Source organism: Bradyrhizobium sp. Leo170, from assembly GCF_004296405.1.
In the GTDB taxonomy this organism is placed as follows: Bacteria; Pseudomonadota; Alphaproteobacteria; order Rhizobiales; family Xanthobacteraceae; genus Bradyrhizobium.
This window is the reverse complement of the sequence record NZ_PSRR01000124.1, coordinates 1-20,841: the sequence shown is the minus strand read 5'-3', so window position 1 is coordinate 20,841 and position 20,841 is coordinate 1. Positions and strand designations below refer to the sequence as shown.

Genomic DNA, 20,841 nt, shown 5'->3' with positions numbered 1-20,841 from the left:
GCCGGCGGCAATGGTGTCTACTCCTATGGCGGCACCAGCACGTCCGGCATCTTCCCGACCAGTTCCTATAACGCCGCCAACTATTGGGTCGATGTCGTGTTTGCGCCGTCCGGCGGCGCCAGCAATCAGCCGCCGGTTGCCAACAACGACAGCGGCTACAACACCACGCAGAACACGGCGCTGACGATTGCGGCGGCGGCGCTGCTTGCCAACGATACCGATCCGGACGGCGGCACACTGGCAATCACGGGCGCGAGCGGCGCCGTCAACGGCACGGTCAGCTTCAACAGCCAGACCAATACGATCACCTTCACGCCGACCGCCGGCTATACCGGACCCGCGTCCTTCAGCTACGCGATCGCCGACGGACAGGGCGGCACGGCCACTGCAACGGTCAGTCTGACGGTGAATCAGGCAGCCAACCAGCCGCCGGTTGCGAACAACGACAGCGGCTACGACGCCGCGCTGAATACGGCTCTGACCATTGCCGCGTCAGCCCTGCTTGCCAATGATACTGATCCGAATGGCGATCCGCTGACCATCACCGGTGTGAGCGGCGCCGTCAACGGTACCGTCAGCTTCAACGCCCAGACCAATGTGATCACCTTCACGCCGAACGCCGGCTACACCGGCGCTGCGTCCTTCAGCTACGCCATCTCCGATGGGCGCGGCGGCACCGCGACTGCAACAGCCAATTTGACAGTGATCCCGCCGTCGGTGAGCTTGTTCTCAGGCTCCGACACGCCGGCGATTCTCTCGGATTCCGACCCGGCCCCGGTCAATCTGGGGATGCGGTTCACGTCCTCTGCGTCCGGCACCATCAACGGCATCAAATACTACAAGAGCGCCGGTGACACCGGCACCCACACAGGTTCGTTGTGGAGCAGCACCGGCACGCTGCTGGCGACCGCCACATTCACCAACGAGACCAGCAGTGGATGGCAGACGGTGACCTTCAGCAATCCTGTCTCGATCACCGCCGGCACGACTTACGTGGCAAGCTTCCACAGCAACGGCCGCTACGCGTCGACCAGCAACTACTTCACCACGTCGCGCGTCAACGGCCCGCTCACCGCATCCGGCGGCAACAACGGTGTCTATACCTACGGCACTGACAACCTGTTCCCGACCAGCACCTACGGCGCCACCAACTACTGGGTGGACGTGCTGTTCAGTCCGGTGAGCGGCGCTGCCAACCAGGCGCCGGTCGCGGCAAACGACTCCGGCTTCAGCGCCACTCAAAACTCGCCGATCTCGATTGCAGCCTCCGCGTTGCTTGCCAACGACACCGATCCGGATGGCGATACCCTGACGATCACGGGCGTCAGCAACGGCGTCAACGGCACCGCAAGCTTCGACGCTCAGACCAACACCATCACCTTCACACCTACCTCCGGCTATACGGGACCGGCGTCATTCAGTTACGCCGTCTCCGACGGCCAGGGCGGGACGGCGAGCGCATCCGCCTCCCTGACCGTCAACGCAGCATCCGCGAGCATCACAAGCCTGTTCGGCTCCGATCCGACACCGAGCGTGGTGTCAGTCAATGATCCGCAATCGGTGGAGCTCGGGTTCAAATTCCAGTCGTCCAGCGCCGGTGACATCACCGGGCTGCGCTTCTACAAGGGCCCATCGAACACCGGCACCCATACTGCGAATCTCTGGAGCAGCACCGGCACCCTGCTGGCCACCGCCACCTTCACCAGCGAGACGGCCAGCGGCTGGCAGCAGGTCAACTTCGCCGCGCCGGTCACGATCACTGCAGAGACGACGTATGTTGCATCCTATCACACCTCAGGAAACTACTCCGCCGATCCCAACATGTTCAGCTCGGCGATCAGCAACGGGCCGTTGACCGCACCATCATCGGCTTCGATCGGAGGCAATGGCGTGTATGCGTATGGATCGGGCAGCCTGTTCCCGACCAACACCTACAACGCGACGAGTTACGGCGTCGACGTGCTGTTCCGTCCACAACTCGCGGCATGAGGAAAGGAGTCAATTCATTGTCGTCTCGGCGGCGATCAGTTCTTTTCCATCCGTGGTCCTGATCGTCAGCTTCACCTGTTCGCCGCTGCTGCCGTCAAGAATCGTTGCCGAAATGCGATTTCCATTTTTCGGATCGGCTTTCACGATGTCGTCGAACAGTGCCGTGTCGCCGCGTTTCAACGTTACGCGGAGCGGGGCGGCCGGTTCGATACTGAAGAACTGGAGAGACACGCCAGACGCCTTGGCCGAGAGATTGATCAGGATATTCTCATTCGCATGCGTCACGTTGCTCATGCCGACAGTCGGACTGTAGGTCTCCGGAATCGAGACCTCACCCAGCGCGGGAAAGTCAGCGCTATGGAAAAATTGGTCTGACACGCCCGCCCATAATTCGACGTACGGTCGCCACTCATTCGGCTCCTTGCGGGGATCGGTTTCGCTGGTGAACGCGTGGAATCCCCACGTCCACATTTTCAAGCCCGGCGTCAGCGTGTTGTCCGCGATGCGGATAATTCCCTCTTCGTTGTCATGGTTGATCACGCCCCAGAAATTCCCGCCCTGCATATCGGGTGCCGCGTAGGCGATGCCCATCGTCGGCCAGTTCTTGAAGAAGCGCAGCTTTTCGAAGCGCCGCCTGCCCATGCCCGCGCTCTCGTCGCCGTCTGCCAGATTGGCCGACCAGGCGGGCGTGCTGTAGGTTCGGATCGGCGCGATGATTTCGGCGCCGGCGGTCGTTTTGGGGCTTTTCGGCTCCGATCCCGGAGCGAGCGTCGTGCATGTCCAGTACTCGTACTGGATCACCTTGTCGTGCGGATTTTTCAGCACCATGCGCGTATCGAGTGCGGCGCGGTCGGCCTTCAGCGTGACATAGTATGTCGCTTCGATGCCGGTTGAGCTTCTGAATTTGTCAGGCCGGGCGGAATAGTCGAAATTGTCCTTAAGCGACATCGCGACCGTCACTTCGTCGGCGCTCTCCTTCACGACTTCAAAAGCCCACGGCTTCGGCCACGTCTTGCCGTGCTCGGGATCCGGGAATGTAGGGAAGATGCCGCCGTATACCATCAGCCAGTCGTAGTAGAAATTTCCGGCCTTGATCCCGTAGGGCACGCCGACATCCGTGCGATAGAGTTGTTCGTGGCCGGTCGGCTTGTAAATGATGGAAAGAATGCGCCCGCCGAATTCGGGCACGAGTGTTACCTTCAGATATCGATTCTCGAGCACGTGAGCCCTGAACGTGCGATCGACGATCGTGTTCTTGTCGAGGGACCCGCTGAGAAATCCGTTCTCCGCATCGGTCTCGTACTTGAGCGTACTCCACGTCATCGCCGTCTCTCTGAGAGACGCGCTGTCTGGCGCCGGCGAAGCTGCACGCACGACGTGAAACGCACAGAGCGCCGAAACTGCTGCTATTTCGAAACAAGCAAGAGCACGCGAGGGAACCCCGACCGGCATCTACGTCGCCTTTGAATGAGCACCAGCAGAATTCTAGTGCGCGTCGCCTCGAAACGGAACGCCAAAACCGCAATGGGTCAAACGCCGACGATAGGGACTGCGCAAGCTCGTTCCGCTTTAGATCTGAAAGCGGACGCCGACGGCTCGAGTGGCCGGGTCGGCTATGGGCCCAATATCGGAAATACTGGACGCGACGTTGCGGCAGGCAGAAGCAGCGGACCTATTCTCGCGTTCAATCCGACGGACGAGCAACGCGATGTATGGATGCGAGCACCATGGGATGTGAGGCAAAGGTGTTACAGCATTGCTGGACGAGGCGCTAAGTATCGCTGCGCGTGGGCTTCGGCCGTGAATTCGACGGGCCGATCGCTCTGCCGAACGGGTGCGATCCCCCGTGACTTTGGCAGCGCCGGCGTTTTGAGTTACGCCAGCCGTCAGCCGCCGGATCGAACCAAGAACGGATCCACGGACTCAGCTAACTGGGTCGCCAATTGGGCGGAGGCAGGCGGGGACTGCTTTTCGGGCGGCAGCGAGCCGACAGAATGGACCGCCAGTCCAGTACCAGCGGCAAAGGCGGCTATCGCAATTGCAACAAAATATTTGATCCTCATGGCGATGTTTCCTCCATCGGCCCTACGGACTAACCGGACATTCTCTGAAATGGTTCCACCGTCCGAACGGCGTCCGATCAGAAGTCAGGGAACGAAAGCTCCGGTCAAGACTTTAGAAGCACGAGACCGTCGCTCGCCGTTAACTACATGGCGCATGTCGCGGGATAGCCAAAGGTTCCTGCTGCGGGGCCCGCTGTTCTAAAAGAAGCGCTCGCGCAGATAGCCAAAAGCGGCGGTCTCCGGTTCCGTTCAAAATTGCCAGCCGCGTTTGCACGCGGGAGAACTGCCGGAGGGGTAGGCGCGCTGGGTCTCCGATGCTGGTGCTTTTTCTCGCCCGAATGAGGCCGCGCTATGCGCAACCGCATTGACATAGACCACGGACACAGCCGAGCAATCGTTCAAGAGATTGGGGAGAGACTGCGCGCATTACTGAAGGAAGAGCCGGAACTACCGGGGCGCCTTAGAACACAAATCGACCGGCTCCGCGAATTGGAAGAGCAGTCGCCATCAATCATTCCCGATGTTGAGCGCTGGGACAAACGTCTGCGTTGAGCCGCCTTGGGACAGCACACCCGGCTCGGCCGAACAGGACGAGCAATGCCATCGGTGAAGCTCCGTGCGTCAAGAATTTTGAGTGAGTATGGTGCGGCGCAATCCGAATTGATCGGCAGCGCCGTCGTCCTTACCGACGGAAAGGCAGGCACGGTCGAGAACGTTTGGCTGGATGAACTGCACGGGCTTCGGATTTCGATCGAAGGTCATGATGGAAGATGGCCGGTCTCAACCATCAAGTTCCCAGAGGACTAGACCGTCGTATCGGCTGCTAACTGCCCAGAGCGCGCGCTCCTTTCAGAGCATTCCAATCAAGATGAAAAAGCCGACCTCGATCAGGAAAGTGATGGACATGATCGTGATCGTAAGGAACACGTCGCTCGCCGAGAGAGGGTCCATGAATGCCTCGCATCTTGCGAAGCCCCGGGAGTAAATCAGTCAGGCTGGAAAATGTTTCGGTTCCAAACGCGGACAAAGCGAGCTGCCGAGCGTCGACCGGCATCGGCGGCCTTAAGGCGAAGTCCGCAAAGGGGCAAAATCGCCGTTTTGACAGCCGGCTATCCGGAGACGCGCGGCGAACGCCCGGCAGATTTGGAGAGGCGGCTCAAATACAACGCCGCCCTGACCAGGGTCGCGATGCAGGATGCCGCCGTTCACCGGCTGCTGGTGGAGGTTCAGCGCCTGCTCAGGTCGCCAAGCGTCCTCCAGGATCCGGCTGTCGACTGGCTCGGTCAGCGTGAGCTAATCCAACTGGCATCCTCTTCCTTTTCCAGAAGCGTTACGAAATGGCAGACTGACTAATGCCTATCCTTGAGCAGCCCTTCGGCTTCTTTGATTTCGGGGAGATCTTGCCACCCCGCGTCGAATTCAGCGAGGACGGGAGCGAGCACTGCGGATACCGCCCCAGGTCGGCCATTTGTGTTGTGCAGGCGCGCAAGTCCAAGTGCGCCGCGTAGCTCGAACGTCCTTGCCTGTTGGTGTCGGGCGATTTCCAGGGCTCTGTTGAAGGCATCTTCGGCACTGGAAAGGTTCGCAGCGTCATGACGCAACAAAAGTTCACCTTGGACGCGATGCAGTTCGGCATCAAGCCAATGCTGGCCGGATTGCTGCGCCCACCCGATCAATTCCCTCAAAGTTTCCAACCCGGCCTCGGGTTGGCCCGCCTCTGCATCCGCCACGGCAACATGCATCCCCCAAAACGGTTCACAGAGGTAGCAATCATTCTCGTGCAGCAACGTCCAGCCTCGGCGCATTTCCGTGAGCCCAACCATTCGCTCGCCTGCACGCCACTTTGCCAGGCCGTTCAGATAAGTGCCCGCCGCTACATACAGCGGCATCGTATGGTCGCGCGCCAGACCCAAGGCCAGGATTGTCTCGGTTTGCTCCAGCATGCCCCCGCATAGTCCGTCGAAAACAGCCCGATGAACGAGCGCATTGGCTTGAGCAAGCGCTCGTTTTTCACCTGAACCACTCACCGCTTCTGCAGCGAGCCGGCGCGCGCGATCGATCGCTCCAAGCGGCCAAAGCACCAGGGCAAGAAACCTCATGATAACGAACGGCAGATCGAGCGCGGACGCCCTGAACGTCGCGGGATCCGGCTCGGCACCATAGATCGCGAGTGCCTGTTCGAGATGCATTCTTGCGTTCAAGTACTCGCCGGCGAACCAGCAGGTCACCCCACTGGTCCAGTGTGCGACAATGGCGGCTATCGGCGACTCCGGCCGTCGATCGGCGGCACCAATGATCGCATCCGCCAACTCCCGCATCGGCGCGATCTCGCCGTGAGTGAGGCACGCATTGAACAAGCCCGAATGGATCGGCGCGAGTTCAGCCGGATCATTTGTGTCAGCCGCGAACTGTCGGGCGCGCGTCCATGCGGCCACCGTCTCGGGAGCGCTGTGCCCAAGGCTGCCCCGCAACGCACGGCCATATGCGATTTGAAGATGGAGCCTGCTCATCATCCGATCAGGCTCGGCAGGCAGTTCATCGGCAATGGCAACGGCCTTGCCGAGATGTGCGATCGCCTCGGAATAGGCCGAGCGTTTCAACGCCTGCTGGCCCGCCTTGCGCCACCACTCAAGGGCTGCCCCGCTCAAGCCCGCTTGGGTAAAGTGGTATGCCACGACTTCCGGCTCGGTCTCGGCCATGCTCGGAAACTGATCGCGAAGGACATCGCCAATGTGCTTATGCAGCAGTTGCCGGCGGCTCTTGAGCAAGCTCTCGTAAGCCGCTTCCTGCACGAGTGCATGCTTGAAGCTATAGCTGGCGTCGGGCGGCGTCCCGCGGCGCAACAGCAGCTCGGCCTGTTCGAGCTGCGCCAGCGCGGCGCTCAGCGTCAGCTCATCCCGCCCCGCTACGCATCGCAGCAGCGTGTATGAGAAGTCGCGGCCAATGGCTGCGCCGATCTGGGCAACCTCCTTGACCGGCGCCAGCCGGTCGAGCCGCGCCATGAGCGAGTCGTGCAGCGTCGCGGGAATGGCGAGTGGCGGTAGCGGACTATCGAGGCGATAGCGCCCGGCTTCTTCCACGAGCAGTCCGGACTCCAGCACCATCTTGGTCAATTCCTCGACGAAGAGCGGGATGCCATCCGTCTTGTTGATGATCTGCGTCATCATTTCGCGCGGCATCTGTCGACCGACAGCCACCTGCTCGACCAGTGCGCGCGTGTCCTGCCGGTCAAGCCGATCGAGCCGCAGCAGGCTGACATTGGCAAGGCCCGCCCAAGGCGGCTCGAACTCGGGCCGGAATGTCATGAGCACGAGGATTGGCAGTCCCCTGATCCGATCGACCGCGAGGTCGTACAGCTCGAGCGTCGTGGCATCAGCCCAATGCATATCCTCGCAGACAATCAGCACAGGTTGCTGCCGTGCCAAGCCCTCAAGCTGGTCGAGGAGCGCAGCGAATGTCTGTCGCCGCTGCTGCGCTGGAGTCAAGCCGAGCGGCGGATAGCGCTCGCCGGTTGCGATCGACAGAAGCGCGGCAATAAGCGGCGTCACACTCGCCACCTGCCGCGTTCCGAGCGCCAGCATTGCCTCAAGCTTGTCGAGCGTTTGCCCGGGTGTGTCCTGTGACGTGATGCCGGCTGCCCGCTCGAGCTGAGCGATGAAGGGATGAAGCGCACTGTTGGTATGGTAAGGCGAGCACTGATACCGCACCCGGCGGTGCGACCCCAGCGCGAGGCTCTCGGCCAGCGTTGCCACAAGGCGCGATTTGCCGATTCCGGCCTCACCGGAAATCAACACCACTTGACCCTGGCCCTGCCATGCCAGTTGCTGGCGCGAGAGCACGAATTCGATTTCTGCCTTGCGGCCGACAAAGCCAATCGAGCGCGCCGTGCGCACCGCCTCGAAGCGGCTCTCCGATGCCGCTGCACCTTCGACCGCCCAGACCGCGATGGGATCGGAGATTCCCTTGACCTCGCGGTCGCCGACATTGCGAAAAGTGAAGAGATCGCCGAGCAGCCGGCGCGTTGAAGCAGAAACCACAACCACCCCCGGCTCCGCCAGGCTCTGGAGCCGGGCAGCGAGGTTCGGTGTATCACCGACCATCGCCTGCTCCTCCGACGCACCTCCGCTGATGAGGTCGCCGACCACCACAAGCCCGGTCGAGATCGCGATCCGCACTTCGACCCGTTCTTCCACGCGCGTTTCGAGCTTTCCCATTGCGGCGATGATATCGAGGCCCGCTCGCACTGCGCGCTCCGCGTCATCCTCGTGTGCGCGGGGATAACCGAAATAGGCGAGGATTCCATCGCCAACGAACCTGGCGATCATGCCGTCATAGGCGGCAATGACCCTCGCGCAGGCGGCCCGGTAGGCCCTGATCACCTCCCACATGTCCTCGGGATCGAGGCGCGCCGAGAGCGCAGTCGAGCCTACCAGGTCGCAGAACATAACGGTGAGATGGCGTCTCTCGGCGTCGTGCCGATGCGCCGAGCCGGTGATGAGTTCGGCTTGATCGAGTTCGGCGACCGCACGGAGCATTTTACGGCGATGGCCGAGCAGGACTCCGAGCCTATCGAAGTCCTCATCTTTCAGTTCGGGAAGGATGCCAATATCGATCCCGTTCTCGGCAAAACGCTTCGCGTATTGCCCAAGCCCAAGCTTATCGAGCCAGTCCGCAATCTGCTGCATTGGGCACCACCCACCCTCTGGTTGGCGGCTAGCCGAACTGAATTACCATGCTCCGACCACGATCTGCCTGCCGACTGATCCCCTCAAGCTTGATAGCCCGGCCGGTCTGGAACGAAATGTGAGGCCGCTGACAATAGGACCGAATTTTCTCCTGCCGAGGTAGAAAGAAAAACCGCCAGCGCGCCCCGGGTGAGGGAGGAGGCCGGGCAGCAGGCACAATCATCTGTTGGTACGTCTCTGCCTATTGGCTAAAGGTTCATGAGCGCAGGTGGGCTGAATGGGCGAACCTGAAGCGGTTATGCGCAGCATCGCTGCGACCTGTCGAGAATCGGAGGGAACCTCCAACCAAGTCTGTCCGAAACTGCGCTCTCGTCGACTGTAGAGCGGGTATTTCGAGGGTGGTTCGCGGCTCTCTGGTCGTCGGCGACCACAACCTGTTATATAGGTCTGCGTCCGAGAATTACTTATGCTTAGGCGATCATGGAGGAACTGCATGTCCGCAGCTACCGACGTCATGGCCGAACTGGCCTTGCTGGAAGATCCAAAGCTGCGCGCAGCCAATGAAGAACGCGGCGACGATCATGGCGTCAATCTGTCTGCAGTGCGTGCGGTCGCCAAGCGCGTGAAGACCCAGCATGAGCTGGCAAAAGAGCTCTGGGCCACCGGTGACACGGCTGCACGGCTGCTGGCGACCCTGATCGCCAGGCCAAAAGCCTTCTCCGCCGATGAGCTCGACGCGATGATCCACGACATTCGCGCGCCAAAGCTCCTGGACTGGTTTATCACCAACATCGTCAAGCCTGGGAAGCACGCTGAAGAGCTGCGTCTACGCTGGAAGGACGGCACGGATCTGGTCGGACGGGCCGGCTGGAGCTTAACGACTGATCGCGTGATCACGCGTGCTGATGGGTTGGATTTGGATGGCCTGCTGGACCAAATCGAGATGGAGATGAAGGATGCGCCTGCACCCAAGCAGTGGTCGATGAACCACTGCCTTGCCGAGATTGGCATCCGTCACCGCAAATACCGCCCTCGCGCCATCGGCATTGGCGAAAAGCTCCAGGTTCTCGTCGACTATCCGGCGTCGCCGGGCTGTACGCCGCCTTACGCGCCCGTCTGGATTGCTGAAATGGTGCGTCGCCAAAAGGCGTTGGCCTAGTGGCGTGCCGCACGGCGGCGCTTGCGATCGACTGTCGCTACCGCCGTTCAGGTCTTCGCAATGAAGTCCTCAAGATCATCAAAGAACCGCTGTTCAAACCCCAGCATGCGATGCGGATGATGGCCGCACTGTTTGTATTGGACAACTTCAAGATGGGGATTGGTCGCCAGCAGACTGCCGGCGTGTTCATCCGAAAATGCTCCTCCGAACCGTTCCTCGCCTCGAACGAGCTTTGCTGGGCACAAGAACGGTCGCTCGGTTGATATCGATGACAACGCCTCTTTCAAGCAGTCATCACGAAGACAACGCGGGTCGACGCGCTGTATCGCGGAAGCGTGGCTGAGCAAATGGCGGGCCGATATGTGGTCCTTGACGACACCTCCCAAGCGGTCAGGCCCATTGGAAAGAAACTCGACATAGGTTGTGAACGGCGGAGGCTCCTGCTGCCATTTCGTCAGCCGCAACAGCAAGAGTGAGAACAACTTCGAGAATATCGAGTTGCTCCATTCCTCCAGACGTCCCAGGAACCACGGGGGGTCCTCAAGGAATACGGCCCGAATGTTCGGATTGGTTTGGCTGAGCACACCGGCCACGCACGCGCCCAGCGAATGCCCAACGACGATTGCCGGACGGCCTATCGCGGCCAGAGCAGTCTCGGCATCGGAGATGTAACCCGCAAGGTCATAGTTCGGCGCGCGATCGGAGTGGCCGTGACCACGAAAATCGAGCGTCCAAACGCAATATCGATCGATCAATCGTTGCCTGGTTTCGTCCCACGTATCACGACTTACGCTTGCCCCATGCAGGAACAAGACAGGCACCGCATCCATCGGGCCATCGACTGATGCGGCAAGTCGTACATTGCCGTTCGCCAAGGTAAGGTCGGTCATGCATTATGCTCCGCGAAGCGGACCGTGGACGGCAGATTGCCGCAGGAGAGTGCGAGTTCCAAAATTGAGTCTCAAGAGCTGCTGTATCACTCCTGCGCGAACACAAAAATCGCTCAATTGCGTGCCATTTCTGCCACGTCCTTGGAAAAAGGATCGTAGCAGTTGCTGGCTCCGGAGCCGGTTGTTGCACCCGTAAGAATCATCAGCTTAGCTCCAGTACGCCCTTGCCGGGGCTAGGTTCGTCTCGTAAGGGGATGGACCGAGACATGGGCCATCTTAGGACACGCCATCTTAGGACACATGGACACGCCGCGTACGTGCAACGTGCTTATGCTCTATCCGCGCTTCGCCGCGGACTCGTTCTGGAGCTTTGGCGAATCCTGCAAGTTGATGGGCGTTCGCCGCCCCGCGGCTCCCCTCGGCCTGATTTCCGTCGCCGCGATGTTACCGGGCCACTGGACGGTGCGCCTGGTCGACTGCAATACGGCGTCGCTCTCGGACGATGATCTTGCCTGGGCTGACGTCGTCTTCACCGGCGGAATGTTGCCGCAACAGGCTGACACGCTGCGGCTGATCGAGCTTTGTCGCTCACAGGGCAAGCCGGTGGCTGTCGGTGGCCCCGACCCGACCTCCAGTCCGCACATCTATGCCGCAGCCGACTTTCAGGTGCTCGGTGAGGCCGAGGGTGTTATTGGCGAGTTCATTGCCGCTTGGGAGAGTGGTGCCCGATCGGGCGTGTTCACAGCGCCCAAGTTCCAGGCCGACGTCACCAAGACGCCAGTGCCGCGTTTCGACCTGCTCAACTTTGAAGACTATCTCTATCTCGGTGTGCAGTATTCGCGCGGCTGCCCCTTCACTTGCGAGTTTTGCGATATCATCGAACTGTACGGGCGGGTGCCGCGGACCAAGACCACCCCGCAGATGCTGGCCGAGCTCGATGCGCTCTACGAGATGGGATATCGCGGCCATCTCGACTTCGTCGACGATAACTTCATCGGCAACAAGAAGTCGCTCAAGCTGTTTCTTCCGGAACTCGCCGCCTGGCAACGCGCGCACGATTATCCGTTCGAGTTTTCGACGGAAGCCTCGATCAATCTGGCCGATGATCGGGAACTCCTGGAGATGATGGCCGCGGCCAACTTCTTCGGCATTTTCGTCGGCATCGAAAGTCCGGACCCGGCGACCCTGGCCGCGACCAAGAAGAAGCAGAACACCCGGCGCGATATCGCGGAGAGCATTCACAGGATATACGGCGCCGGGATGCTCGTCACCGCGGGCTTCATCGTCGGCTTCGACAGCGAGAAAGTCTCGATCGCGGGCGCCATGGTCGACTTCATCGAGGAGGCAGCCATCCCCGTCTGCATGGTTGGCCTGCTCTATGCCTTGCCAAACACGCAGCTCACACGCCGCCTTGCCCGCGAGGGTCGGCTGCACCCGAATCATGATATGGGGCCAACCATCGGCGGCGATCAGTGCACCGACGGCATCAATTTCGATCCGACGCGTCCGATGCGCGACATCCTGATGGACTACAGACAAATTCTGGAGAGCGTCTATCACCCTGCCGCGTATGCGAGCCGTGTCGACCGATTGATGACGATGCTCGACCGTTCGAGGCAACGCCAGGAACTGCCTGTCGGTGACATCCGTGGCAAGGTGCGGGCGCTGGAGACCGTGCATCGCGTCGTCACCGCCATTCCCGAAGCGCACGATCCGTTTTGGCGAACGTTCCTCAACAGCGCCAAGCGAGACTCGTCCTCGGCACGAATCGCGGTGGCGATGATTGCGGCCTACGCGCATCTTGGACCTTTTTCACGCCAGGTCATCAGCGCCATCGATCGTCGTCTGGCCATTCTGGATGGGCCACCATCAAATTCGACGGCTAACATCGCGATGGCCGAGAACAGAGCCTGATGCCCGCGAGATGCGGCGGACGCAGATCTAACAAGCTGCACAAGGCAAATTGAGTGCTCGACGCCACCCCGAGCTCGCTCCGCTTTACATCTGAAAGCGCAATAAAATTAAGCTACATGCATTTTTATCTTGACACAACCAAAACTAGAACATGTCATTCGAGAATATCGCCTCGCCGACCCGGAAGCGGCCGTTCGTGTGACCGAATTTGAATGATGGTGATAGCCGGCCCCGCGAGCGCATCGGCCCAACGCTTCTGAAATGGCAACAGGCAGATGCAAAGTTGTTTGATGTTCCGGAGGCCGCTTCGGGTCATAAGCCGGCGGTGGGATTCCACGGAAAGAGGTCTGGTCTACTTCTCAGAGCGAACATTTGGGAGAGGTCGGTCTGTTTCAGAAGGCCAACAGCGGAAGCCGCGATTGGACTACAGGGACTGCGTACTATCGTCAGCGATAAATATCTTGCGTGAACCGGTTCACAGATGGATGGGCCAGACCGCGATACGTTAACGCCGGCTCTTGTCCGACGGGCGCCAGTGCGATCAGCATGTTCGAGAAAGCGTCGAACATCGACGTCCACCGCTCCGTCGCACACACGTGTTTCGCAATTCTGGGTGTTTCGCAATTCTGGATCTATGAGCCTGTCCAAGAACGACTGATCTCGTCATCTCTACGCAATTCAGAAATTCGATCGGAGAATGAGCCACACGACAGATTAGATGGAGGAACCAATGGTGAAGAGAGCGATAGCGCTCGGCGGTGGCGGTCCGGCAGCAGGCCTGCACATTGGGGTTCTGGAAGCTCTTGCCGACGCAGATATAACCTTTGATGTGTGGGCATTGTCCTGCATCGGCGCTTGGGTTGGGATCGTCTACAATCAGTTTGATCACGTTGCAAATAAAGATAGGGCGGAAAAGACCTATCAGTTCTTCAAGAATGGCGTGTTTCGAGACGATGAAGGCTATAGGCGCTTTCCCATAAACACCGTGTTCGGTCCGGATTGGGAGAGCGTTGGCAAGGCTGTGACCAACTTCGTCACAGATCCCAATACCTATAAGGATATATGGAGCCCATCCAGCATCATGAATGCCTACAGGGAGTCCATGTCGCTCTGGTTCGCTCAACAGCCTGACACAGACGGCGGGAAGAGGTTCGCGAACCTGGACAGGGGAGACGTAAACGGATGGATTCTTAATCAGGTGCTGGCACCTAATCCTTTCGTTCGTTATCTCACGTCCATGATGTATCTGTCCCACGTCACTGGCCTCTCCAGGATCAACTATCCGCACAGCCAGTTTATGAAGAGCATAAATTTCGAGGCGCTGAAAAAACCTGGAACGCCATGCATATTTCACAACGCCTGGAATCTTGACGCACATAAGCTTGCGTTGTTTTCCAACCGTCCAATGACCCAGAAAGCCGACGAGAAAGAGTACAAGGGGCCCATCAGCGCATCCAGCCTATGTGCGTGTTCAGCCCTTCCCTTCGTCGAAGAAACCGTACGGATCGACGGAGTTACATACTGCGAAGGAGCCCTGGTCGACACGGTCAACTTCGAGAGCTTGCTCGAGGAGCACCATAAGCCAGACGATCCGCTACACGAAATATGGGTGAGCAGGATCGTCGATGCCAAGCAAGTCCGCAAGCCGCAAAACCTTCACGATGCGCTGGCAAATCTCTGCCAATTGTTCGCTGCGACCGTTGGCGAAGATGACGTCAGGCTGTTCAAATACCATGTGCGGTACGACCCACCAAAACCCGGGGACAAGAAGTGGGAAGGCACCGTCGTCGAGATTCGGGTGCCGGGGCACATCAGTTTCAAATGGAATCACAGCAACCTGGATATGGGGCGAAAGTTGGGGAAGGTTGCTACGGAACAAGCAATCAAAGCATACAACAAACACAAAGGACTTCCGGGGCATGCCGGGCCACATTTCATAAATGAGGATCCGAAGAAGAACGACCCGCAGGGATGGGGGGAGGTGCTAGATGCGTATCATGAATGTCAGAAGCGAGCGGCTTAACGCCAAGGTAAAGTAGCTTTACGGTCGACTTTCTGAGCCAGGCCACGATATCGGTCGTCCAAGCGAAATTACCGCAGCCGGTCGAGCAACGCCTTGGCTTGTTTTAGATCCTGCGTATCAAGGCCCTCGGTGAACCAGGCGTAGATGGGCGCGAGCAGCTCGAGCGCTTTCTCGCGCCTGCCCTGATCGAACCACAAGGCGGCAAGGTCTACGGCAACTCGAAGTTCAAGGGCCTTGGCGTGCTGGCTTCTGGCAATTGTCAATGCGTGATCGAGCATTGATTGCGCCTCGGTGCCGGCTTCCGGTACGCCATCGAAGAGCAACACGCGCGCTTTCAGTCGATACAGTTCGGCCTCAAATATCCGTTCGCTATTACGGCTGGTTGTAGCGAGGCCCTGTTCGATAAGCTCCAGCGTAGCTTCGCATTGTTGGCTCGATAACAAGACCGGACAGAGGAGCACGTAGAGTGCTGTGATGCCGAGCTGATAGCCTGCGCTGTGATGTTCCTTCATCGCAGTCCGGATTTCCGCGAGCGCGGCGGACGAAGGATCAAGAAAGGTGGCGCTTATCCCCCGGACGGCGCGCGCCAATCCTCGCCATTGCCGGAAGCCGTGTTCCTCCGACAAGGCGAGACAGCGTTCGGCATAGCGGTGTGCAGTCAGGAACTCGCCCCGAAGAGCGTAGAGAATGGACGCATAATAACATCCATAGGCCTGCGAATGCGGATGACTGATGGCGTCGGCACGCCGAATGGCGGCATTTAGGCGTGCGAGTGCCGTATCAGCGCGGCCCAGCAGCCAGAGCGCCCATGACATCAAGGCAAGGTCGGCCACGCCCGCATCCTGGCCGGCGGCACGCGCCGCCAATCTGTCCTGCTCGCTGCTCGCCTCGAACGCTTCGAAGGCTCGTTCGATCACGTCGTGGGCGCCTGCAAGATGTCCCATGAAAAGACGAATCATCCCTTGCCCACGCATCGCGTTGAGCAATGTTGGTCGATCGCCGCGCGCCTGCGCGAGATCGAGCAGCGCCGAGATCATTTCCTCGGCGACCGGCAACTCACCACGCATGACGCTCGCGGTGGTCAACCAAAACATGATTTGTAGTTCCTCGGGGGGATCTCCGAGGCGCTGGCATAGCTCGCGCGCACGAGTGAAGGTCGCCACCGCATGTGGCGAGGCCGGCCCCTCGGTCGCGATTAGGCATGGTCCCAGCGCGAATTGGAAATCAAGCTCGCGTCTGTCCTTCTGTGCGCCGTCGGCCGAATGGGCCAAGATCTCGATGCCTTTCCGCAAGTGTGCGATGGCTTCGAGGTTGGCGGAGCGCATGGCCGCCTTCTTGCCTGCCTGGAGCCAATATGCTCCTGCCTTTTCGAACAGTCCCGCCTCCGTCAGGTGGAGTGCGAGAGTCTCGGGTTGAGTCTCCACAATTTCCGGGAACCGTTGCTCGAAGACGTCTGCGATGGTGGCATGCAGCGCTGCGCGTCGGCTCTTCAGAAGTCCGGCTTCGGCAGCGTCCCGCACAAGCGCATGCTTGAAGGTGTAGACCGCGCGAGGTATCTCGCCCCGGCAGAATATCAACTCCGCCCGAACCAACTGGGCAAGCGCCTCCTCAAGCCTCTGCCTCGGCAACCCGGTAACGGCCCTCAGCAGTTCGTAAGAGAACTCGCGCCCCACAACTGCACCGATCTGGGCCACGTCCTTTACCGGGGCCAATCGGTCTAGTCTGGCCATCAGGGATGCGTTCAATGTCGTTGGAATCGCCATCGAGGGTAGCGGACGGCTGAGCATGTAATGGTCGTCCCGCTCCTGCAACAGCCCGGTTTCGAGCACGGCCTTGGTCAGTTCCTCGACGAACAGGGGCACGCCATCGGTACGGGAGAGGATTTGGTCCATGACCTCCTCCGGGAGCGTCTTGCCGGCTGTGATGCGCTTGACCAATGCCGCCCCGCTGCGCCGGCTCAGCCGTGTGAGCGGGACCGTCGTCACATGTGCATGACCAGGCCAGGGCGGCGTGAACTCTGGTCTGGCGGTGATCAGCAGCAGCACGCGAAGTCGCGGCATCCTTTCCAGTGTAACCGCGAGCAGCTCCAGCGAAGTCGGGTCCGCCCAATGGGCATCCTCAAAGATGACAAACACTGGCTGCCGCGCCGCCAATGCGTCGAGCTGAGCCAGGAACGCCGCCAGCGTCATCTCCTTGCGCTTCTGCGGACTCAGCTCGGGCAGGCGGTAGCGCTCGCTGAGCGGCAGCGACAGAAGGTTGGCCAGAGCCGGCACCACACGGTCTGCTTCAGCACCAGACCGCAAGAGTAGAGCTTCAAGCTTGGCAAACTTCTCCGTCGGCGTCTCGCCTCGCTCGAACCGGGCAGCACGTTCGAGATTGGCGATGAATGGATACAGCGCACTGTTGGTGTGGTGCGCCGAGCAGAAATGGCGTACCGTAATGTGTGGTTCGGTCCGGAGTCGCTCTTGAAGCGCCAGCGCAATGTGCGACTTACCGATACCTGGCTCTCCAGTTAGAACCACCACGCAGCCTTCGCCTGACGCGGCATGCTGCCAGCGCCGCAACAGCAGCTCGATCTCCTCGTCACGCCCGATCAGCGGTGTCAATCGAGTCTTGCGCTGCGCCTCGAAGCGGCTTTCCACTCGGCTTATCCCGAGCACCTGCCAGGCAGGTACTGGCTCCGCCCATCCCTTGAGCGCGATCGAGCCGAGATCGCGGTATTCGAAATATCCGGCGGTGAGCTGGTGCGTACTCTCGGAAATCAGCACCATACCGGGTTCGGCGAACTGCTGCAGGCGAGCAGCCAGGTTCGGTGTCTCACCAATGACCGCCTGCTCCCTGGCGGCACCTTCACCGGTCAGATCGCCCACGACGACCATGCCGGTGGCGATACCAATGCGGACCTGTAGCTTGGTGCCGATGTCTGTCTGGAGGTTGGCCACGGCATCGACCAGTGCCAGCCCCGCGCGTGTCGCCTGCTCGGCATCGTCCTCGTGCGCCTGGGGATAGCCGAAATAGGCAAGCACGCCATCCCCCATGTATCGCGCGATGACGCCCTCATTCCGGGAGATAACCTCCGCGATGCAGTCGTGATAGGCGCTGATGACCGAGCGCAAGTCTTCCGGATCTAGTCGGGCCGAAAGTGCCGACGAATCCACCAGATCGCAAAACATGACCGTGAGTTGGCGCCGCTCGGCGCTGTCCCGCGGCGCTGGTTTGGCGCCCGTTCGGGCCGATACAGGGATTTCACTCTTAAGTTCTGCAATCGCGCGCAGAATCTTGCGCCGGTGCCCAAGCAGGACGCCGAGGTCCTTGAGGTCCTGCTCCGTGAGATCGCCGACGACCGAGAGGTCGATGGCGTTCTCGGCGAAACGCTGGGCGTACTCTCCCAAGCCGATCGATGCTAGCCACTCTGCAATACCCGTCATGGTATACCTATGGCCTCTGCGATCAGAATAGCACATTGGAGAGGCCTGCGAAGGCGCATCTGTCGACGGAAGCCCCGATCGCCGAACTTCTCACGCAATTTAACACAGTGGACCGGGCGAAGGGTGGACGCTGCAAAGCGATGTCTGTTAGGGCAAGAGGCGGGATCGAGGTCGCCCTCGCTGCGCAAACGCTTCAGGAGGCGCGGCGGCGACGAGGTGTCGCGGTGATAGAGCGTGCCGATATGCCGAGCGCGCGCTATCCCGACATGAACCGGCGAGAAGCTGTGTCCTGACCATGACGACTGGCGGCGCAGCTATTAGTACAGATCACCTTCGCCGAGGCAGCGGCAAGCCTCGATGCCAGATGGTCCCATTGTCAAACTGAATGAGCATGCCATCCGGGGAGTAAACCGCACCTTCGTTGAAGGCATCGATCCAGATCCGGCTCGTCGGCGAAAACCAGTCCGGCCACGCGCGCGCAGGCACGCCTGCCTCGGTCAAGAGATTGAAGTCATATCCGTTCTGCGTGACATGGGCAGGCAGACTTCCCCGACACTTGTCAACGCACGTATAGATGCCGGTCAGATTAATCGGTTGAGCCGATGCACTGGGAGCCGCGAGCGCGGCCAGCATGCCGATGACCAACGATAGACGTTTCATAGGGCTCTCCCTTCGTTCGAATGGTTGGGCTGGCCTGGAAGAGGCCGTCATTTTCGCGCCTTTAGCCTTTCCTGCTCGCTGAGCTTATCCCTCTCAAACGCAGACGATTCGTGTGCGTTTGATTTCTTGTCCGCGGGCGCTCTTGGAAGAACGCCCACACATTGAGAGGTCGGGCCGACTGCTGCCCTTCATGTGCTTTGATGGTCTCCTGTTTGGAATTTGCTCGAAGCGCCCTGCACGCGCTATGCACTTTCGGCAGGTTGCCACCAGCGTCGGCTTGCGTCGCCGAAATCGAACGTGCCCACAAGACAGCCGAGGCCCTCCGCAACGAATCCGGTGCGTCCCGCAACAGTCTCACACCTGACCACTACACGCATGGCCCGCGCGTCACCCTCACCGGCCAGTTCGACGCGCTGTAAATGGAAGGGGGCTCCTAGCCCCACGGACCCGAAGGTGCGCAAGGAAATGGAAGCTGGCGGATTAGGCCTCTGGCGCCGATCGCTGCGCAGATTTAGAACCGACGACACCATGTAGAGATTTGAGATGAGGAACAGGGACGTGCCACGGGGCGCTGAAGCGCGGCCAAACGGGATCATCATTTCCGCTTCACGCCTCGATCGTTCGGCCCTCGGCTTTTCCGCCATGCGCGATCTGACGGCAGAGCTGACGGACCTCTTTCTGCTAGGCGCGGCGGGGGAGTTCGGCAACGTCACAGCAACGGCCCACCTTGGTCAGGCTCTTCTGGTCGATGGGCGCGTCAGCTCTCTCTTGTATGACCGGACGCCAGGACATGTGAGGCGCGGCAGCGCCGATCATTACCAACTGCAATTCCATCTCCAAGGCCAGACCCACGCGGAAACGGAAAGGCGCGGCTTCACCGTCCGTCCGGGAGACGTCGGCCTCATCGACATGACGCATGTCGGCCGCTACTGGACGACGGCTCCCGTGAATGGCGGCTTCGCTCACTCGCTGGTCTTCATCGTGCCGCGACGCCTTTTGGCGCCCATGTTGAGCGAGCCCGACGCGGTCGGCGGAACCATCCTTCCGGCGGGCTCGCCGCAGGCCAGGCTTGTCGGCGGGCTTTTGCTCTCGCTCTGGCGACGGGCCCGGTTCATGACGCTCGAAGAGGGCGCGGCCGAGGTTCGAGCCGCAATGCCGCTCATAGCGCAGGCATTCGGCGCCCGCGCCCAGTTCGCGGACGAAACGCGGCATCCGCGCAACGCGAAGATCCTGCAGGAGGTGCTCTCGCATGTGGAGCATCATATCGATGATGGCGCTCTCGATGTCGCCACGATCTGTTCGCGGTTCAACGTTTCGCGCTCGGCCCTCTATCGCGCGCTCGAGGCTGAGGGCGGGCTGGTCAGGCTCATCCAGCGGCGGCGGCTGCTGCATGCCTTTTCGCTGCTCTCCTCGCCGGGTCTGCGCCAGCGCCGCATCATCGATGTGGCCGTCGAATGCGGCTTCTCCAGCGATGCCGCCTTCGTGCGCGCCTTCCAACGCAGCTTTGGCCTGACACCCGGCGACGTGCGCGATGCGGCCGACCCTGCGAGGCGCCATTTTGCGAGCCTCGACCTCAGTTGGGCCGGCATGCGGAGGACGGAACTGCTGGGGTGGATCTCCCAACTGGGTCACGGTGAGTGAAGCGCCCAGGCGTTGGGACGCTCGATCAATGATGCCCCCTTCCTTGCGGCTAGAAAGGATTCTCTGCGTCGATCGACACAAGGGAATTGGTGATGAGTGCGTTTGGGCTGGGGCGGGTTGGGGTCGGTAGCTTCCGCGCGCGCGTGTTACAGCGATCAGCCCTGTCCTGCGGTGTGGCATTACCTTTTCTGGTCGTCCTTGGAGGTCCCGTTTCGGCGGATGACTTCGTCGGAGCGCCAGGCACGCCGGGTGGCGGAGCCGGTGGGACGCCAACCGTCATCATAGATAGCGCCGGCATTATCAGCGGGACCAATAGCTATGCCGGGGGCGCCGGCGGCGCGGGCTCGGGCGGTTCGACGGGATTCCCCGTCGGAGGCGCTGGCGGTGCC

Annotated in this window: 14 protein-coding genes and 1 pseudogene; 7 read left to right on the top strand and 8 right to left on the bottom strand. The window is 60.5% G+C overall.

Annotated features, from left to right (window positions below; genetic code table 11):
* Nucleotides 1-1,989 (top strand): DUF4082 domain-containing protein (locus tag CWO89_RS21050; protein ID WP_130580651.1); only part of this gene is annotated, 1,989 nt, incomplete at its 5' end.
* A 9-nt stretch (nucleotides 1,990-1,998) separates the two neighbouring features.
* Here the strand turns inward: CWO89_RS21050 and CWO89_RS21045 are convergent.
* Together CWO89_RS21045 and CWO89_RS46000 are read right to left on the bottom strand one after the other, a co-directional pair.
* The gene (locus CWO89_RS21045) at nucleotides 1,999-3,312 is read right to left on the bottom strand and encodes a DUF5107 domain-containing protein (RefSeq protein ID WP_165421260.1); all 1,314 of its coding nucleotides are present in this window, start codon (nucleotides 3,310-3,312) and stop codon (nucleotides 1,999-2,001) included.
* Between the two features lie 563 nt (nucleotides 3,313-3,875).
* Entirely contained in the window at nucleotides 3,876-4,052 is a 177-nt protein-coding gene (locus CWO89_RS46000; protein ID WP_165421259.1) for a hypothetical protein, read from the bottom strand.
* A gap of 351 nt (nucleotides 4,053-4,403) precedes the next feature.
* Here CWO89_RS46000 and CWO89_RS21040 point away from each other — a divergent pair, with 351 nt between their 5' ends.
* Both CWO89_RS21040 and CWO89_RS21035 read left to right on the top strand, forming a co-directional pair.
* A complete protein-coding gene (locus CWO89_RS21040) occupies nucleotides 4,404-4,604 on the top strand; it encodes a hypothetical protein (RefSeq protein ID WP_130580649.1) in 201 nt (66 codons plus the stop codon).
* 45 nt (nucleotides 4,605-4,649) lie between these two features.
* Entirely contained in the window at nucleotides 4,650-4,859 is a 210-nt protein-coding gene (locus CWO89_RS21035; RefSeq protein WP_130580648.1) for a PRC-barrel domain-containing protein, read from the top strand.
* 542 nt (nucleotides 4,860-5,401) lie between these two features.
* Here CWO89_RS21035 and CWO89_RS21030 read toward each other — a convergent pair.
* Entirely contained in the window at nucleotides 5,402-8,737 is a 3,336-nt protein-coding gene (locus CWO89_RS21030) for an adenylate/guanylate cyclase domain-containing protein (protein ID WP_130580647.1), read from the bottom strand.
* A gap of 493 nt (nucleotides 8,738-9,230) precedes the next feature.
* On the opposite strand from CWO89_RS21030, the gene CWO89_RS21025 reads away from it, so the two are divergent.
* The gene (locus CWO89_RS21025) at nucleotides 9,231-9,896 is read left to right on the top strand and encodes a DNA alkylation repair protein (protein ID WP_130580646.1); all 666 of its coding nucleotides are present in this window, start codon (nucleotides 9,231-9,233) and stop codon (nucleotides 9,894-9,896) included.
* Between the two features lie 47 nt (nucleotides 9,897-9,943).
* On the opposite strand, the gene CWO89_RS21020 is transcribed toward CWO89_RS21025, so the two are convergent.
* Complete coding sequence (locus CWO89_RS21020; protein ID WP_130580645.1) at nucleotides 9,944-10,786, bottom strand: alpha/beta fold hydrolase; 843 nt, start codon at nucleotides 10,784-10,786, stop codon at nucleotides 9,944-9,946.
* Nucleotides 10,787-11,086: 300 nt separating this feature from the next.
* Here CWO89_RS21020 and CWO89_RS21015 point away from each other — a divergent pair, with 300 nt between their 5' ends.
* A complete protein-coding gene (locus CWO89_RS21015; RefSeq protein ID WP_130580644.1) occupies nucleotides 11,087-12,700 on the top strand; it encodes a B12-binding domain-containing radical SAM protein in 1,614 nt (537 codons plus the stop codon).
* 730 nt (nucleotides 12,701-13,430) lie between these two features.
* Nucleotides 13,431-14,723 carry a patatin-like phospholipase family protein gene (locus tag CWO89_RS21010; RefSeq protein WP_245476420.1) on the top strand — a complete coding sequence of 431 codons (1,293 nt, stop codon included), beginning with the start codon at nucleotides 13,431-13,433 and terminating at the stop codon, nucleotides 14,721-14,723.
* A 68-nt stretch (nucleotides 14,724-14,791) separates the two neighbouring features.
* Here the strand turns inward: CWO89_RS21010 and CWO89_RS21005 are convergent, their stop codons facing one another.
* The 3 genes and pseudogenes from CWO89_RS21005 to CWO89_RS20995 all read right to left on the bottom strand — a co-directional run bounded on the left by CWO89_RS21005 (nucleotide 14,792) and on the right by CWO89_RS20995 (nucleotide 18,811).
* A complete protein-coding gene (locus CWO89_RS21005) occupies nucleotides 14,792-18,151 on the bottom strand; it encodes an AAA family ATPase (RefSeq protein ID WP_130580642.1) in 3,360 nt (1,119 codons plus the stop codon).
* Between the two features lie 167 nt (nucleotides 18,152-18,318).
* Nucleotides 18,319-18,438: pseudogene (locus CWO89_RS49580) on the bottom strand (N-formylglutamate amidohydrolase); the annotation flags it as partial.
* Between the two features lie 40 nt (nucleotides 18,439-18,478).
* Nucleotides 18,479-18,811 (bottom strand): hypothetical protein, encoded by a 333-nt coding sequence (locus CWO89_RS20995; RefSeq protein ID WP_130580641.1) that lies wholly within the window; start codon nucleotides 18,809-18,811, stop codon nucleotides 18,479-18,481.
* A gap of 558 nt (nucleotides 18,812-19,369) precedes the next feature.
* Between CWO89_RS20995 and CWO89_RS20990 the strand changes: the two genes are divergently transcribed.
* Complete coding sequence (locus CWO89_RS20990; protein WP_165421258.1) at nucleotides 19,370-20,452, top strand: helix-turn-helix domain-containing protein; 1,083 nt, start codon at nucleotides 19,370-19,372, stop codon at nucleotides 20,450-20,452.
* Nucleotides 20,453-20,631: 179 nt separating this feature from the next.
* On the opposite strand, the gene CWO89_RS47010 is transcribed toward CWO89_RS20990, so the two are convergent.
* On the bottom strand, nucleotides 20,632-20,841 hold a 210-nt coding region (locus CWO89_RS47010; RefSeq protein WP_207234529.1), incomplete at its 5' end, for a hypothetical protein.

Coding starts and splice junctions, on each gene's coding strand:
- CWO89_RS21045 (WP_165421260.1), bottom strand. CDS start 3,312: ATGACGTGGAGTACGCTCAAGTACGAGACCGATGCGGAGAACGGATTT.
- CWO89_RS46000 (WP_165421259.1), bottom strand. CDS start 4,052: ATGAGGATCAAATATTTTGTTGCAATTGCGATAGCCGCCTTTGCCGCT.
- CWO89_RS21040 (WP_130580649.1), top strand. CDS start 4,404: ATGCGCAACCGCATTGACATAGACCACGGACACAGCCGAGCAATCGTT.
- CWO89_RS21035 (WP_130580648.1), top strand. CDS start 4,650: ATGCCATCGGTGAAGCTCCGTGCGTCAAGAATTTTGAGTGAGTATGGT.
- CWO89_RS21030 (WP_130580647.1), bottom strand. CDS start 8,737: ATGCAGCAGATTGCGGACTGGCTCGATAAGCTTGGGCTTGGGCAATAC.
- CWO89_RS21025 (WP_130580646.1), top strand. CDS start 9,231: ATGTCCGCAGCTACCGACGTCATGGCCGAACTGGCCTTGCTGGAAGAT.
- CWO89_RS21020 (WP_130580645.1), bottom strand. CDS start 10,786: ATGACCGACCTTACCTTGGCGAACGGCAATGTACGACTTGCCGCATCA.
- CWO89_RS21015 (WP_130580644.1), top strand. CDS start 11,087: ATGGACACGCCGCGTACGTGCAACGTGCTTATGCTCTATCCGCGCTTC.
- CWO89_RS21010 (WP_245476420.1), top strand. CDS start 13,431: ATGGTGAAGAGAGCGATAGCGCTCGGCGGTGGCGGTCCGGCAGCAGGC.
- CWO89_RS21005 (WP_130580642.1), bottom strand. CDS start 18,151: ATGACGGGTATTGCAGAGTGGCTAGCATCGATCGGCTTGGGAGAGTAC.
- CWO89_RS20995 (WP_130580641.1), bottom strand. CDS start 18,811: ATGAAACGTCTATCGTTGGTCATCGGCATGCTGGCCGCGCTCGCGGCT.